We start from the raw sequence: 14304 nt of genomic DNA, 5'->3' as shown, positions 1-14304 counted from the left end.
CGCACTCGACCTGACCGACGACGACCCCAACGGCACCCACCGCAGCCGTCGTCCGCTGACATTGCCGTCAGCGTTGCCGTCAAAGCGCCCAGGGGCCCCGCCGATTACCGACTCGGCAGGGACTCCCAATGTGCGCCCAAGCGAACTCAGAAATCCTCGGCAATTTCCTCTTCGGCGCGCCGGGGGCGTTGGCGCCTACGACAGGTTGTGCCAGGCGTGGCTACAAGTTCCTCGGCACTCCGTTTCTCTTCGTCGCGTGTCAGCTACAGCGAACGTGGACACGAGGACGCGAAAGGACTTCGCGTACTCACCGGGGGGCAGATTTATGATCTTCCCCATCTGTTCGAGAATCGGTTCTCGAACAATCAACACTGCCGGGGTCATGGTCGGCTTGACGCCTGATCGCACTAGCCCCTCACGCGCGTCATTCACCGTTGCATGGGCCTGCATGGCGTAGCGAACAACCTCATGCAGTACCGCTCCCTGCTGAACCTGCTCCAGCGAAGAGAACCAGGCCACAGCGTCCTCCAAGCTGCGGAGCCCTTGAGCAACCTCGTTGATGATCCGCTCTGATGCTCGCAAGTGCTCACCTGCTCCGGGGCTCGAATACAACATACGGCCTGTTTCTGTCCAGCTCTGCATAGTCTGGACGGCTCGGATTGTAGTTCTGCCAGAAATCTCTACCGCGTCCACTCCCTTCACCGTCACCTGTTCCTCTCGGCAGTGAATTCTTGACGCTGTGACGCGTTCTGGACGGACCGGACAGGATGTAATCCCAGTCCGATGTCGGGTTGGGCGTTCCGTTTGCACGGCTCCCGACCACAATGATTGGCTGCCCGGCCTTATCGGCGGCATTCTGAATTCGCTTGGCATCATTCGGGTTGATACCGACCTCTGCCGCCGTTCTAAAGCCAGGGCCGCACCACCCATTGGAGTTATGAACGAGGACCGCAGTGACCCCCGCCAGCACATAGTACGTGTGCTACGCGGACCCCCCTACCTGCTTTTTCGCAGGTCAAGCGCAGTTTGCTGGTCCAGTGAAGTGCGTGGGTATCCGTGGTTGTGCGGGGTTGTTGCCGTCGCTACTGCCGTCAGGCGGTTCAGCCCAGGTACGGCTTCTCGCGCTGTTCCAGGAAGTGCTGGAGCCTGAGTCGTTGGGTGTGGTGCATCGGCAACTGTTCGATCTCTTCCGGCGGTACAAACCGGAGTTCGGTGGACTCGTCGGAGATCTCCAGTTGGCCGCTGGTGATGCGGGCGGTGAAGCAGACGTTGAACTGGCGGCGGACCTCGCCGTCGGTGTAGGCGATGATGTGTTTCGGGTTGGTGTAGGTGCCGACCAGGCCAGTGATCTCGACGTCGAGGCCGGTTTCTTCCTTGACCTCGCGGACGGCCGCGCCTGGCAGGGAGTCGGTGAGGTCCATACCGCCTCCGGGCAGGGCCCATAGGTCGTTGTCGCGGCGGCGCTGAAGGAGGATGCGCCCGTGGTCGTCGGTGACGACGGCGGAGGCGGCGACGACCATGCTGTTCGGCTTGGGCGCGTTCGGGTCGTCGTAGTACTCGGTGCGGGCCACGGTCAGCCTTCCTCTCGTACGGGGGTTGCCGTCGTCCACACGGCGTCGAAGCTCTCGGCATAGGTGTCGAACATGCCGCCTGTCTCGTGTCGGCGAAGATGCCATACGGGGGCGGCGTACGCGTTGACGCCCCAGACATGGGCGTTGACGAGTTGCTGGTCGTCGGCGCGGTAGAGGGAGTTGTAGAGCGTGGTTTCGTGGGTGCGGACTTCGATGCCCGGGGTGCTGGCGAGCGGTCTGTAGTGCATGAGCGCGAGGCGACAGCGGGATTCGATGCCGTGGCCGAACCGCTCCTCCTGTCCGCGGGCTTGGACGGTGTCGCTGTCGGCGTCCCCGATCGCGATGCGGACGGTGCAGCCTTCGGCGGCACGTTCGGAGAGGAGTTCGTTCAGCCGCGGGTACGCCTCGTGGAGGAAGACGGCCGCGTAGACGAGGATGTCGATCCGCTGCCGGGCCTGGGCCATCAGGTCGGTGAACGCCGAGACGGGGAGGTCGGCCCGCTGCTCGTAGAGCGCCACCAGCTCGGGGCTGATGGCGCGGGCGGGGCGGGCTTGGCGGAGTGCCGGCCAGAGTGCGTGCACGTCTTCTCCCAGGGCTTCGGCCGCCTGTAAGGCTGTGGCGCGGCGTGGGATCCGCCCGAGGTTCACCCAGCGCTCGACCGACTTGGGGTCGACCTCGACCTCCTGGGCGAGGGCAGCGTACGTCCAGCCTCCGGCTGCCATGACGGCTCGTAGTCTCTCGTTCGGCACGAGTCTCCCCCTACATCTCAGGACGGCACCAGGGACGTTCTACATGGTGCGAGACGTCCCGGAGTGGGGTTTGGTGGAGGTTCCTTCGTCCCGGTGATCGACGTGAGGATCGGTGCCGACCCTGCGGCACCGATAACGCCCAGGGGCACGGTCCACGCCGCCGAGGAGTGCCAACGTGCGTAAGAGCGCCACCACTTGTGTTCCCGCCCTGCGACTGGCTGCCCGGTCGCGGACCGCCTCGCCGGGGTGGTCACGATGACTGACCGCAACCCTGACGCGGTCGAGCACAGCGCCTCGCCCGACGTGGGCGCCGTCATGGTCGACCGGAGGAACGGCAAGGTGGGCGTGGTGATGGGCCATGTGGGACCTTACGTACAGCTTCGACCGCCGCGCGGTGGCCGGGAGTGGGACGTGCCGCCCGAAGAGGTACGTCCGCCGACCACGGCCGAGGAATTGAGCGCCAAGGTGGCTGTGGCCAACCGGAGGTGGGGACGGTGACCCCTCGCTCGGTCCTGCGCTACGAGACCTGGACGCTCCAGCCCGACCGTGAGCCGGACGCGGAGCCGGTGCTGTACGCGATGCAGTGCGCCGTGGACGGAGAAACCTCGCCGACAAGCGAGGATTTCGCCGAACCGCAGGACTGGGTGCTGCGGCACTGCGGCCAGAACCCGTCCCACCACACCTACCGGGAGATCATCACCCGGCCCTGGCGCACCAGGCGCCAGATATGACGCGCCCTGTCCTCCCAGACACCGCACCGCGCTGACCCATCCAGCTCCCGTCTCTGCCGTGCGCAGCCGATCGAGGCTCCCCCGTCCTGATCAGCCCGGCAGGGCCGGGCCTTCACGTGCGTGCCGTGCTCATGGCCGTGGGGGTTCTGGCCTCAGCCACAGAAAGTCAGCCACGACGGCGGGTGAAGCCGACCGATCACCCGCCACGTGTGCCTCGCTCAACCCCGCACCGGCATCAGCCCAGTATTTCCATCGTCACGGCCCCAGCCAGGCACCAGGCCCACGCGTCCGGGGCGGCAGCTCCGCCGGGGTGCCGACGCCGCACGGCACGAGCTCGCCGGACGGCCTTCCCAGTGCCCGGCCGATCTGCTGCTGAGCGGTCGGACCGGGGCTTCTGGTTGGGGGTCCGGCTTATGCTTCCGGGCCCTGTGCGCGCCGAGTGGCCGGTGGGCGTCGCCAGCGGGGCGGTAGACAGGAGCGGGCGGCGGTCACCGGCCGCCGGCGCGCGGCGGCCCGCGTCAGCGGGGCGCCCTTGATCAACCCGCCCCCGCCCCGGCCCTCGCCAAGGCGCCTGATACCGGCTCCCGCCCGACCCTGCCCGCAGCACTGCTGAATGCGGCCCGGCGCATCGCGGACACCCACCACGCCGAGCACGGAGCGCCAATCTCCGCCTCCCAACTCGCGACCCGCATGGGCGTCGCCCTGCCGGTGGCCACCGCCGCCCTCGCTCAGCTCTGAGCCACCCCGGCCACCGGCCGGATCACCTCTCCCTGAAATCCACGCCCACCCGATGGGCCTGGTTCGTCATGCCCCGAGCAACACCAACACGCCCACAGCCATGGTCGGTTGCTGCTCGGGCCCCACCCCGACAGAAGGGACACGCCCCGAATGGTCACCCTGGACCTGCGCCACGTGGCAAGCCCCGCCGTGCGGGACTTGCTCCACCTGGTCAACCAGCCTGACTTCGACCGTGCGCAGCAGCAGATCGAACGCCTCGGCGGCTGCACCGAACCCGTCCGCCTGACCGGCCAGAGCACCACCGTCGACACCACGACTGGTGAGGTACTGCGCTTACACCTCCTCCGCCGAGCCCACGGGCAGTCTGCTCACCGCGTGCGGGAACCGCCGCGCCTCCCGCTGCCCGGCCTGCTCCCGCCTCTACGCCGCCGACACCTACCACCTCATCCGCGCCGGCCTCTCCGGGGGCAAGACCGTCCCGACACCGTCCGCACCCACCCCCCGCGTCTTCGTCACCCTCACCCCGCCGTCCTTCGGCCCCGTCCACAACCGCCTCACCACGCCCGGCGGCGACGTCCGGCCCTGCCGCTGCCGCAAGCTCCACGAACCCACGGCCCCCCTGATCGGGACGCCGCTGAAGCCCGCGACGTACGACTACGCGGGCGCGGTCCTGTTCAACGCCCACGCCGGAGCCCTGTGGGTCCGCTTCACCACCTACCTGCGCCGCGAGATCGCCGCCCGGCTCGGCAACCCAGAAGGCCGCCCACGCGGTCCTGCGGGTCTCCTTCGCCAAGGTCGCCGAATGCCAACAGCGCGGCCTGGTCCACTTCCACGCCGTCATCCGGCTCGACGGCCCGGACGGCAGCACCCAGCCCCCACCGCCGTACGCCACCGTCGCCGTGCTCACCGACGCCATCCGCGCCGCCGCCGCACGGGTCCGCGTCACGGTCGAGTCGGACGCGATCGGGAAACGCGAACTCACCTGGGGCGAACAGCTCGACGTACGCGAGATCGCCGCCTTCGGCGCCGACGCCGAATTCACCGATCAGGCCGTGGCCGCCTACGTCGCGAAGTACGCCACCAAGTCCGCCGACGCCTCCGGCACCCTCGACCGCTCCCTGTTCTGCCGCCCCTGCCAAGGCCGCGGCGCCACCCTCCTGCCCCACGGCACCCCGCTCCCCTGCACCACGTGCGACGGCACCGGACAGGCCCGCCCGTTGCCGCGCCTCGCGGTCGCCAGACACGTGCGGCAGATGATCCGCACCTGCTGGGAACTCGGCAGGCTGCCCGAGTTCGCTGATCTAAAGCTCTGGAAGTGGGCGCACATGCTCGGCTTCCGGGGCCACTTCTCCACCAAGTCCCGCCGCTACTCCACCACCCTCGGCGCGCTGCGCGCCGCCCGCCGAGCCTGGCGCACCGAACAGGCCCGCGCCCACGCCGGCCTGCGCGAGCCCGATCAGAACACGACTCTCGTCATCGGCCACTGGGCCTACCTCGGCTCGGGCTACAGCCCCGGCGCGGCCCTCCTCGCGGCCGACGTCTGGCATCGCAAGGAACTGGAACGGCAGTTCGCGGCCGAAGGGGGCTGCTGATGGCCTCGCCCCCGCCCGCTTGCCTCCACGTGGAGGCGGCACCGGCGCTGGATCTGCTCACGGTGCCCCAGGTGATGACCAGCCTCCAGCTCGGCCGCTCCGCCGTCTACGAGCTGCTCCGCACCGGCCAGCTCGCCTCGATCACCCTCGGCCGCGCCCGCCGCATCCCCGTCCACGCGCTCACCGACTTCATCCGCACCCGCCTCGAACAGGAAGCTGCCTGATGACCACGCCGCGCCCCGCCGCCTCCCGCCGCAGCCGCTCCCGCGCCAACGGAGACGGCACCGTCTACCAGCGCAAGGACGGCCGCTGGGAAGCCGCCGGATACGTCCTCGCCCCCGGCAACACTCGCAAGCGCGTCCGCGTCTACGGCACAAGCCGGAAGGAAGCCCTGGGCAAGCTCACCGAGAAGATCTCCGCGAGCAACCTCGGGCTGCCCGTCGCAGTATCCGACTGCACCGTGAGCGACTACCTGACGTACTGGCTGAACAGCATCGCCGTCCACCAGGTCCGGGAGAACACCCACACCCGCTACGCCGCCTGCATCCGTCTCCACCTCATCCCCGGCCTCGGCGCGAAGAAGCTCGCCCGGCTCACCGCCCGCGACGTCCGCACCTTCCTCGACCACCTCCGCGTCGCCTGCCAGTGCTGCGTACATGGACGGGACACCGCCCGGCACTCCTGCTGCACCATCGGCCAATGCTGCAACAAGCGGCTCTCGCCACTGACCGTGGCCTACGTCCACTCGGTCCTCAAGTCCGCACTTGAGCACGCCGTCCGCGAAGACGACCTGCCCCGCAACGTCGCCCGAAACGTCAAGGCCCCCGCGCCCCGCCCCCGGCGCTTCAAGCCCTTCACCGCGAGCGAGGCCCGGCAGTTCCTCCAGGCCGCCAGCGGCGACCGGCTTCACGCGCTGTACGAACTCGCCCTGCGCACCGGCCTCCGCAAGGGCGAACTCCTCGGCCTGCACTGGGAAGACCTCGACCTCGACGCGGGAACCGCCGCCATCCACCGATCCCTCCAGCGCACTCACACCGGCGGCCTGACCATCCTGCACACCAAGACCCGCGCCTCTGAACGCCGTATCGCGCTGCCCACCGAATGCATCAACTCTCTCAAGATCCACCAGGAGCGGCAGCAGGAAGATCGTCAGGCTGCGGGATCACGATGGGCGGACACCGGTCTCGTCTTCACCACCCCGATCGGCAGGCCCTTCGATCCCACCAACCTCACACGCAGCTTTCGCCACCTACTCGAACGCGCCGGACTTCGAGTGATCCGCTTCCATGACCTCCGGCACTCGACCGCCACCCTCCTCCTGGAGCAGGGCATCGACCTCGTCGTGATCAAGGAGCTGCTCGGCCACGCCCTCTACGCCCACGTCCGACTCCGCCTCCAGCGCCAAGCCATCGACAGCCTCAACGGCGCGCTCGGTGGGATCAACGACCGCCCCGACGACCCGCCCGTCACAGCATCCGTCCGCTGACGTTGCCGTCAGCGTTGCCGTCAAGGCATCGCGAGGCCCCCTCTCCAAGAGCTACAGGAAGAGGGGGCCTCGTCAATTCACTTCGACATCGGACAGGAATGGAGTCGACCTTCAGGCAAACCAGGGGAGGGCGCTACTCAACTGCCGAAAACCATCCGCTGCGCGGCTCAGACAAACGTCCGAGCGAAACCAGTTTTCTGCACGCGGCAACGATTTCGTCCAGGCTTTCCGAGGATTCCTCGCCGAGACTTACCGAAAGCCTCCTGATCCTCCAGGCATCAAAGACTTCCGTCCCTTCCTCTAGGAAGTCCACGTCAACCTCGGCTCCACTGGCCTCAATGAAAAGGCATCCAGAACCGTGGACGTTGTATTCAACACTTTCCTGGATGCGCCCGGCCTTCTCCAGGGATCGCGACCGATACAGGTGGAGGATGCTAGCCAGCCCCTGACCACCCGGGTGACAGCGCTGAACAGCGCTGCGCACCCGGGAGAGGGCCTGCAAGTACGCCTCGACTTCCCTCAAAGGCTGGCCTGTCATCGATACCCCGGTCTCTTGTACTTGTTCACTAGGCGGTCCGGCCCTACCTCAGCCCAAGCAGTTGTGATGTCATCGGCACCCCCGGGATACCTGGCACGAATGTCAGCATCCGAAAGCACCCGATACGGCACGTCAATCCCTGCACGCTTCGCCGCAGCAACACGGTGGTGACCGTCCAGGACGTACAGGTCATCACCGATCTTCGCCACGGATATCGGATCACCCTGCCAGCCATTCTCCTTCATTGAAGCAGTCAGCGAATCGACGTTCCTCTTGGACGCATTTCCTGACAGAGCTTCCGTACGCCTGAAGCTGTGCGCATCCGCACTTCCACAAATTCCATTCGAATTGTGAACGAGGACTGGCGTCTGCCCCGCCAGCACATAGTACGTGTGGAGGTCGTCAACCGTGAGGTTGTAGGTGCCGGCGCGCTTCGAGAAGGCCTTGTTAGCGGTGATGATGACGGTGTCGCCGTTGTTCCTAAGCAGCGACATGCCTGGTTCGAGCTCGTCTGCTACGACCCAGCGCTCCTCGGAGGGTGACCAGAAGGGGTGCTCGTGGGTCGCGGTGAGTGTCTCAATGCCGTCGTCGGTGGCGATGGACAGCTTGTTGAAGTACTTGTCGTCCTCGGTGCGGATGAGCCGGGTTACTTCTCGCGGACCTGTTTCACCTGTTTCGGGGTCGGTCGCCAGCACCTTGTCGCCGAGTTTGACGTCCTCGATGTCTTTCGTGTTGCCATCGGCCATGAGAACGTCAGTTCCAGCCAAGAAGCAATTGCAACCGGCGCGTCCCCGGGAGCCTCCCGCCCTTCCGCCGAATCCCTTTTCAGCAGCGCTGAGCGCGAAGAGAGCAGCCATCATCGTGCCCGGGTTGTAGCCGCCGGGGCAGGCACCGCCGTAGACCTCTCGGCAGGTGTAGTTGCGCGTGCCGGCCAGTGTCACCCTGGACGACATGTTGTCTTGGGCGTAGCAGTCCTTGTAGAGGCTTCCGGGATTGCAGAGTTCCATGATCTTGTCGTGGAAGACCTCTGCGAACTGGCGGGTGTCCTTCCAACCGGCAGGGATCGCCATGCCCGGGTGTATGACGACCTGCCCGTCACCGTTCCAGTCAGTCCCGTCCTGTTCGTTGAGCGGCATACCGCACTGCGGGCATGGAGGCAGGGTGTTGTCGTCGGGACCGCGGCCGTCATGGCCTACCGGCTCCGGCATGGGGTCACCGTCGTCAGGGCAAGCTTCCATGGCGCCACCTGCGCCACCGCAGGCGAGTCCCAGGCCCGTTGGGTCGGTAAAGGTGACGGGGTTGTTGCCGCTGTAGCTGTACCCGTTGAGGGTTTGGGCTTTGTCGGTTTCCAGGAGGGGGTCGACGCTGATGAACTGCCCGATGCCGGGGTCGTATTCGCGGGCACCGACGTGGGTGAGGCCGGTGGTGGTGTCGTTGGTCTTGCCGAGGAAGCCCTTGTCATCGGGCCACGAGCCGCCCTCAGTGCCGCGTTCGGCGCCGAAGGGGGTCATGTAGCGCTTGGTGGCGGCTTGGGTGTCGGAGGCGATGGCCACACTTGAGGTGCCGTGGTGGTCGCCCGCCAGGTACGAGAGCTTATTGGAACCGGACTCGTTGGAGCGGACGGCGACGGTCACGTCTCCGGAGGCGTAGTAGCGCTGGGCCCAGGTGGTGCCGTTGGCCTTGAGGTGAAGCTCGGTGGCTCCTGCGTACAGGATGCGCTCGCCGCCTGTGGTGTTGCGGATGAGCAGAGTGCCGTCGGCGTCGTAGAGGTAGTCGGTTGAGGTCGTGCCTTCGGCGAGTTTGGCGAGCTTGCCCTCATGGGACCAGGTGAGGTCCTGGGCGCTGTTCTTGCCGGGCCGGCGCTTGGTGTTGCCGGTGGCGTCGTAGTCGTAGCTGCGGTCGGGATTGGCACAGTCGGCCTTGGTGCTGGTGCCTTTCAGGGTGTGAGGCTGGTTGTTGGTGTAGCAGTAGGTGGTCTTGGTGTCGCCGCTTGTCTTGTGCTGGGTTTCGCTGGTGCGCTGACCGGCGTCGTTGTAGGTGTAGCCGGTCCAGTACGGCGCGGGGCCGGACAGGCTGCCCGCGCTGCGCTCATCGGAGCACTGCTGGGAGGCGGGCGTCCATGCTTCGGTCAGGCGGCGGTGGCCGTCGTAGGTGAAGCATTGGGTTTCGGCTTTGCCGGTGCCGCCCAGGGTGGTCGGGTCGGTAATGGAGGTTACGTTTCCGGCGTCGTCGAAGGTGTAGTTGAGGTCCTGAACGTTGGGGTGAGTTTGATCTGTGACGTGGCTGCGGGTGAGTCGGCCGGTTCCTTCCTCGTAGGTGTTGGTGATGTAGGCCTTCTTGTACTCCTCGGCGTTGGCGATTCCGAGGGTGAGCCGCTCGGCTTGACCGAGGGCGGAGTAGTCGGCCTCGAGCAGGTAGCCGGTGGTTCCGGTGACGGAGGTGACCTGTCCAAGATCGGTGTAGTCGTAGTCGATGACTTCCGAAGGCAGACCGCCGAGTGCAGGCTCCTTGGTGTTCTGCAGCGTGCCGTCGATGTTGTAGAAGCTGGTGAACTCCAGCGTGGCCGGCGCTCCGGCCGCCACGAGGGGGTCGCTTGCCGGAAGTTCGAGTTGGGTGGTGGTCGGGCGGGACAAGCTGTCGCAAGCGGTGACCTTCCTGGTGTAGGCCTTGCCGGTCTTGCCGCCTACGTAGCGGGTGGAAGAACCTGGATACCCCTTGAGAACCGTGTCGTAGGTGTAGGCGGTCAGCTGATTGGTGTCCGTCTTCGTCCCAGACCAGGTTCCTGTCACACGGCCGATTTCGTCGTAGGCCGTCAGGATCGAGGTCTGGCGGGCGTCGGTGGACTTGATCACCTGGTCGAGGGCGTTGTAGTCGGTCTTGGTCTGGCCCTTGTCAGGGTCATCCGCGCTCGTCTGGCGGCCGAACAGGTCGTAGCCGTAGGTCCATGTGGCGCCGTCGGGTCCGGCGATGGTGGCCTGCTTGTCGTCCAGCGTGTAGGTGAACTTTGTGGAGGCGTATGAGGCGCCGGGGCCGGTGCCGAAGCCGGAGTCCGCTGGGCTCTCACCGGCATAATCTCGGGTTTCGACGGTACGGCCGCGGGCGTCGGTGATGGTGCGTTGGGCCGAGCCGCCCTTGAGTGCCGTGGTGGCGATGGAGTCGCCGGTGTAGCTGGTGACCGTCGACCACTTCTTGGTTCCGGAGACGTACAGGTTGCTGGTTGTGGGCCGTCCGGCGCCGTCGAAGACCGTCTCCGTCTGGGTGGGAGCCTCGCCGTATTCGGCACGTGTATAGGTGCCGTTTGGGGTACTGGTGGTGTCGAAGATGTCCGCGTAGGCCTCGTAGGCCAGGCCGCGGGTGTCGTAACGGGTGTCGGTCAGCAGCCGACCGCCATCTGGGGTGGGCGACTGGGTCTGCAGGGGGCGCAGCAGCGCGTCGTAGAGGGCGTAGCTGGTGTTGTACGTGCTTCCGTCGGCCTTCAGTGTCGAGGTCGACACCCACGACGGCTTGGTGTTGTTGAGCGCGTAGGCGAATGTGCTGTTGGGACTCTGGCTGCTGCTCACGCGGTTGGGCAGCCACACCTTGGTCAGCCGGCCGAGCGCGTCGTAGGCGAGTTCGGTCTTCTTCAGGTTTGCGTCATACGTGCGCAGCGCCTGACCGCGCCTGGCGTCCAGGAAGCTTGTGATTTTATGGGTTTTGGGGTTGGTGGTGATGGTCTTGGTGAGGGGTCCGGCGGTGGCCGGGGTGTAGGCCATCGTGGTCGCCTTGCTGTCCGCATCGGTTACGGTTACTGGGCGGCCGAGGGTGTCGTAGGTGGCGGTACTGACGGTCTGCCAGCCGGTCGGCGACCGCTGGCCGTCCACTCCTGCCATGGCCGGATAGCCGGTGGCGCGTCCGGTCCAGTTGGCCTCGCCCTTGGTCGGCTTCTGGCTCGCTGTCCAGTTTGTGGCTTGGGGGTTGTCGTAGACGGTGGCGGTGTCGGAGAGGACGTCGCCGCGCGTGGCGTACGTCGCTGGCAGGTTCAAGCTGGTGTCGAGGACGGAGCAGGAACGGCCGACAGTACGAGTGCGCGAGGCCAGGTTGGTGATGCCAACCTCATCATTGCGGGCGTACCAGGTACGGGCGCACGTTTGGTCACCGTTCAGGCCGATTTCGCCGGAGTCATCGACGCTCACCGGCATTCCGTAGTCGTCGTACGTCGTGGTGACCGCGCGGGCACGCCAGGAATTCGACGCGGTCAGATACGTGTGCGTCTTGGTCTTCGCCGTGCGCACATACCGCGCCACATGGTCACCGGCCCCTGGCACGTTCTGGCGGGCGGTCTCCTTCGACCAGGGGTCGTTCACGGTCACCGTGATCGGGGTTGTGCCGTTGTAGGTGACCTTCTGGCGCAGCTGGCCCGCGTACTGGTTGCTGTCGGTGATCCCGGCGATGCCCAGGTCCGGGGCAGACAGGGGGGAGAGGGTGACTGAGCGGGTGGTGCCGTCCTTCTTCTTGTCGCCGTCCATGCCCTGCAGGTAGAGGGAGACGGTCTTGGAGCGGGTGGTGTTCAGAGCACCGGTGTGGACGGTCACCTGCCGGTAGCCGCGCCAGTCGGACCAGGTTCGCTCATCGGCAGGGGTCAGGGGGTCGTCGCTGTAGTGCCAGGCTGCGTCCGCGTAGGAGTAGGCGTGCTCGACGGAGTCGTTGTGCCCGGTGGGGTCGGAGGCGACCACGGCCTGTACGCGGTACTTGTGGAACCAGTCGACCGAGGCGGTCTCGGCTCCGTTGATGTGCCAGAACTGTGGGTAGCAGGAGCGGGTGTTGGTGTCCTCGGGCGTGCCGAGGACCTCGCTGCGCCGGCATTCCGGCTGCGACAGCGTCACCGTGGTGAGGGCCCCCGTCTCCGAGGTGACGGTGGAGATACGGGGCCTGGTCAGCGGCAGTATGTTATCCGTGGCGTCCACACGGTTCGGCCGCATCTGGTAGGTGAACGAGATCGGCTCGAGGGCGATATCGGTGCCTGCCTTGCCCGTACGCTTGAGCGATTTCAGTGTCAGGACATGGTCGCTGGTGTCGCCGATGTCGCCGCCGTCCAGGTATTCCTGAGTCAGCGCCCAGTCCACGGGTTCGTAGCCGGTGGCGGCGGCCGACCAGGAGTGGGTGTTGATGCCGGTCAGGCGCTTACGGGTAAAGAAGGCCGGGCCTGATGCGTTGCACTCGGTATCACCGTCCGAGCAGATGGCGTCGAAGGGGACGTCCGGCCAGTTGTCGGAGGTGTCCTTGTTCAGTGTCGTGCAATCACCGACCGTGCAGCGCTCGGCGTAGGAGAAGGTGACCTTCGCGTCGGCATCATCGGTGAATAGCGCCCCCTTGCGCAGTCCGTACTTGATCTCCTTGAGATACCCACCCCGGACGTAGGAGGCGTTGGCGGTCTCGGACTTGTTCTTCTTGTAGTGGTTCGTTTCCTTGGCGTACCAGTAGGTCGCGGCGTTTCCGTGTGTGTCCTCGACGTAGTCGAGGTTCCATCGCCAGGCTTGTGTCAGCGCCCGGTCCGCGAACGCGCTGCCCGCGGAGTAGCCCGGTTCACCGGAGTCATCGCCGAAAACAGGCACGGTCCAGGTGGAGTCGGTCCGCTGATCGGTGGCGCCATCCAGCTTGCTCAGCCCGAAGACGTACCTTGTGCCGTCACCGGTGACCACGGTCCAGTACTCGCCGTTGTCGTCACCGTTGTCCGCCCCCGTGGAACGGGTCACCTGCGAGGCGTCATCATCTTCCAGGCGCCACTGCCCGGAATCCTTGTCCTTCACCAGCCGGGAGGACTTTCCGTTCAGGACCAGCCGGGCGTTGTCGTACTTCCAGCACCGGTCGGAGACGTCGGCGTGCCCGTCCTCGTCACAACTGACGTAGGACCGCTCGACGTAGGACTCGCTGAGCGAGAAGCCCTCCCCGACCTTGGATCCCTGATTGTTCGTCGTCGCGGTGCGACCATCGGTGCTGCCTGAGTCGTACGACAGCGACAGCTGCGGTGTCGGTCCCGCGGCGGCGGGAGGCACGGGGAAGTGGTGCGACCAGGTGAACGATCCCGAACTGCCGCCCGCCTCCCAGGAGGAGGACTCCGACAGCTCCGTCGCGGAGTAGTCTCCACTGCCCGACGGCGACTCGCCGGAACCGGCACCCGCGGCTGTCACCGCCATGACGGTCACGTCAGACGTGCTGCTGCCCAGCTGTGGGGAAACGCCCCTCTTGATCTCCGCCAGTTGGACCTGGGCGGAAACGTGCTGAGATGCGAGGTCATTGTGGGAGTCAAGGGGTGTCTGCTTGCGGCACTTCGCCTTTTTCGGAGTCGTCAGCACACAGGCGGGCAGTTGTACCAGCTGCAACCGCTGAGCCCAGCCGCCACCGATCGCACCGGCGAAGCCGCTGTAGCCGACATTCACCATCGCGCGGCCCGCGGCATCGGCCTCGGTGGTCAGCAGCACACCGGTGATGCCCGCCTTCGCGGCTACCTTCTGGTCCAGCACCGTGACGCGGGCTTCTGTCATGGCCGGGTTGCCAGGCTTGCGCTTTGGGCTCACCGTCAGCGGCAGACCACCCGGCGTGACCTTGCCTTTCTTGCCTGTAGTGAGCTTTACCGTCGCCTCGCTGGGCTTCGGCCAGGACACCTTCTGCTCGGACTTTGCCCTCCTGGCCTGCGCGGCGTTGGCCACCTTGTCCCTGGCGGCCTTCTCCCGCGCCTTCCTCGCCCCCAGGCCGGAGACCTTCCTGACCTTGCTCACACGCTGCTCAGGCAGATCGGGTGGGCCGAACCCGCCGGCCTTCGCTTGGGCCACGGGGGCCAGCCCCACAGGCATCAGCAAGGACAGAGACAGCACGGTCACCAGCGACCGTGAACGACGGCGTCTTGCTCTACCGAGCATCAG

At 66.4% G+C, this 14304-nt stretch carries 9 protein-coding genes and 1 pseudogene; 5 read left to right on the top strand and 5 right to left on the bottom strand.

The genetic code is table 11. The features are described 5' to 3' along the window. Positions 1-195: 195 nt before the first annotated feature. The 3 genes from ACY34J_RS19130 to ACY34J_RS19120 all read right to left on the bottom strand — a co-directional run bounded on the left by ACY34J_RS19130 (position 196) and on the right by ACY34J_RS19120 (position 2293). On the bottom strand, positions 196-615 hold the full coding sequence (locus tag ACY34J_RS19130; protein WP_462727684.1) for a DUF5958 family protein: 420 nt from the start codon (positions 613-615) through the stop codon (positions 196-198). Positions 616-1100: 485 nt separating this feature from the next. Beyond that, complete coding sequence (locus ACY34J_RS19125; protein WP_462727683.1) at positions 1101-1571, bottom strand: NUDIX hydrolase; 471 nt, start codon at positions 1569-1571, stop codon at positions 1101-1103. 2 nt (positions 1572-1573) lie between these two features. Then, a complete protein-coding gene (locus ACY34J_RS19120) occupies positions 1574-2293 on the bottom strand; it encodes an XRE family transcriptional regulator (RefSeq protein WP_462727690.1) in 720 nt (239 codons plus the stop codon). 282 nt (positions 2294-2575) lie between these two features. On the opposite strand from ACY34J_RS19120, the gene ACY34J_RS19115 reads away from it, so the two are divergent. From ACY34J_RS19115 to ACY34J_RS19095, 5 genes and pseudogenes are all read left to right on the top strand, one after another. Further along, positions 2576-2818: a hypothetical protein gene (locus tag ACY34J_RS19115; protein ID WP_462727682.1), complete on the top strand. Its 243-nt coding sequence runs from the start codon at positions 2576-2578 to the stop codon at positions 2816-2818. Continuing rightward, positions 2806-3051, top strand: coding sequence for a DUF7848 domain-containing protein (locus ACY34J_RS19110; RefSeq protein ID WP_462727681.1), 246 nt, complete (start codon positions 2806-2808; stop codon positions 3049-3051). Before ACY34J_RS19115 ends, ACY34J_RS19110 begins: the two co-directional genes overlap by 13 nt. Before the next feature lie 888 nt (positions 3052-3939). Beyond that, a pseudogene (locus ACY34J_RS19105) lies at positions 3940-5381 on the top strand (replication initiator). Continuing rightward, positions 5381-5605, top strand: a complete 225-nt coding sequence (locus ACY34J_RS19100) for a helix-turn-helix domain-containing protein (RefSeq protein WP_462727680.1) — start codon at positions 5381-5383, stop codon at positions 5603-5605. Before ACY34J_RS19105 ends, ACY34J_RS19100 begins: the two are co-directional and overlap by 1 nt. Beyond that, entirely contained in the window at positions 5605-6867 is a 1263-nt protein-coding gene (locus ACY34J_RS19095) for a tyrosine-type recombinase/integrase (protein WP_462727679.1), read from the top strand. The genes ACY34J_RS19100 and ACY34J_RS19095 overlap by 1 nt, the downstream gene beginning before the upstream one ends. Before the next feature lie 133 nt (positions 6868-7000). Here ACY34J_RS19095 and ACY34J_RS19090 read toward each other — a convergent pair whose 3' ends face one another. Beyond that, entirely contained in the window at positions 7001-7405 is a 405-nt protein-coding gene (locus ACY34J_RS19090) for a DUF6896 domain-containing protein (RefSeq protein ID WP_462727678.1), read from the bottom strand. Next, a complete protein-coding gene (locus tag ACY34J_RS19085) occupies positions 7402-14235 on the bottom strand; it encodes a polymorphic toxin-type HINT domain-containing protein (protein ID WP_462727689.1) in 6834 nt (2277 codons plus the stop codon). Before ACY34J_RS19085 ends, ACY34J_RS19090 begins: the two co-directional genes overlap by 4 nt. Positions 14236-14304 lie beyond the last annotated feature (69 nt).

The sequence above is a fragment of the Streptomyces sp. HSS9-12 genome (assembly GCF_054963655.1).
The sequence above is the reverse complement of the archived record's forward strand: the minus strand, read 5'-3'. Positions and strand labels throughout refer to the sequence as shown.

What these genes read in the sequence shown, in the direction of transcription:
- ACY34J_RS19085 (WP_462727689.1), bottom strand. Translation starts at nt 14,235, where the DNA reads ATGCCTGTGGGGCTGGCCCCCGTGGCCCAAGCGAAGGCCGGCGGGTTC.
- ACY34J_RS19130 (WP_462727684.1), bottom strand. Translation starts at nt 615, where the DNA reads ATGTTGTATTCGAGCCCCGGAGCAGGTGAGCACTTGCGAGCATCAGAG.
- ACY34J_RS19095 (WP_462727679.1), top strand. Translation starts at nt 5,605, where the DNA reads ATGACCACGCCGCGCCCCGCCGCCTCCCGCCGCAGCCGCTCCCGCGCC.
- ACY34J_RS19115 (WP_462727682.1), top strand. Translation starts at nt 2,576, where the DNA reads ATGACTGACCGCAACCCTGACGCGGTCGAGCACAGCGCCTCGCCCGAC.
- ACY34J_RS19100 (WP_462727680.1), top strand. Translation starts at nt 5,381, where the DNA reads ATGGCCTCGCCCCCGCCCGCTTGCCTCCACGTGGAGGCGGCACCGGCG.
- ACY34J_RS19120 (WP_462727690.1), bottom strand. Translation starts at nt 2,293, where the DNA reads ATGGCAGCCGGAGGCTGGACGTACGCTGCCCTCGCCCAGGAGGTCGAG.
- ACY34J_RS19090 (WP_462727678.1), bottom strand. Translation starts at nt 7,405, where the DNA reads ATGACAGGCCAGCCTTTGAGGGAAGTCGAGGCGTACTTGCAGGCCCTC.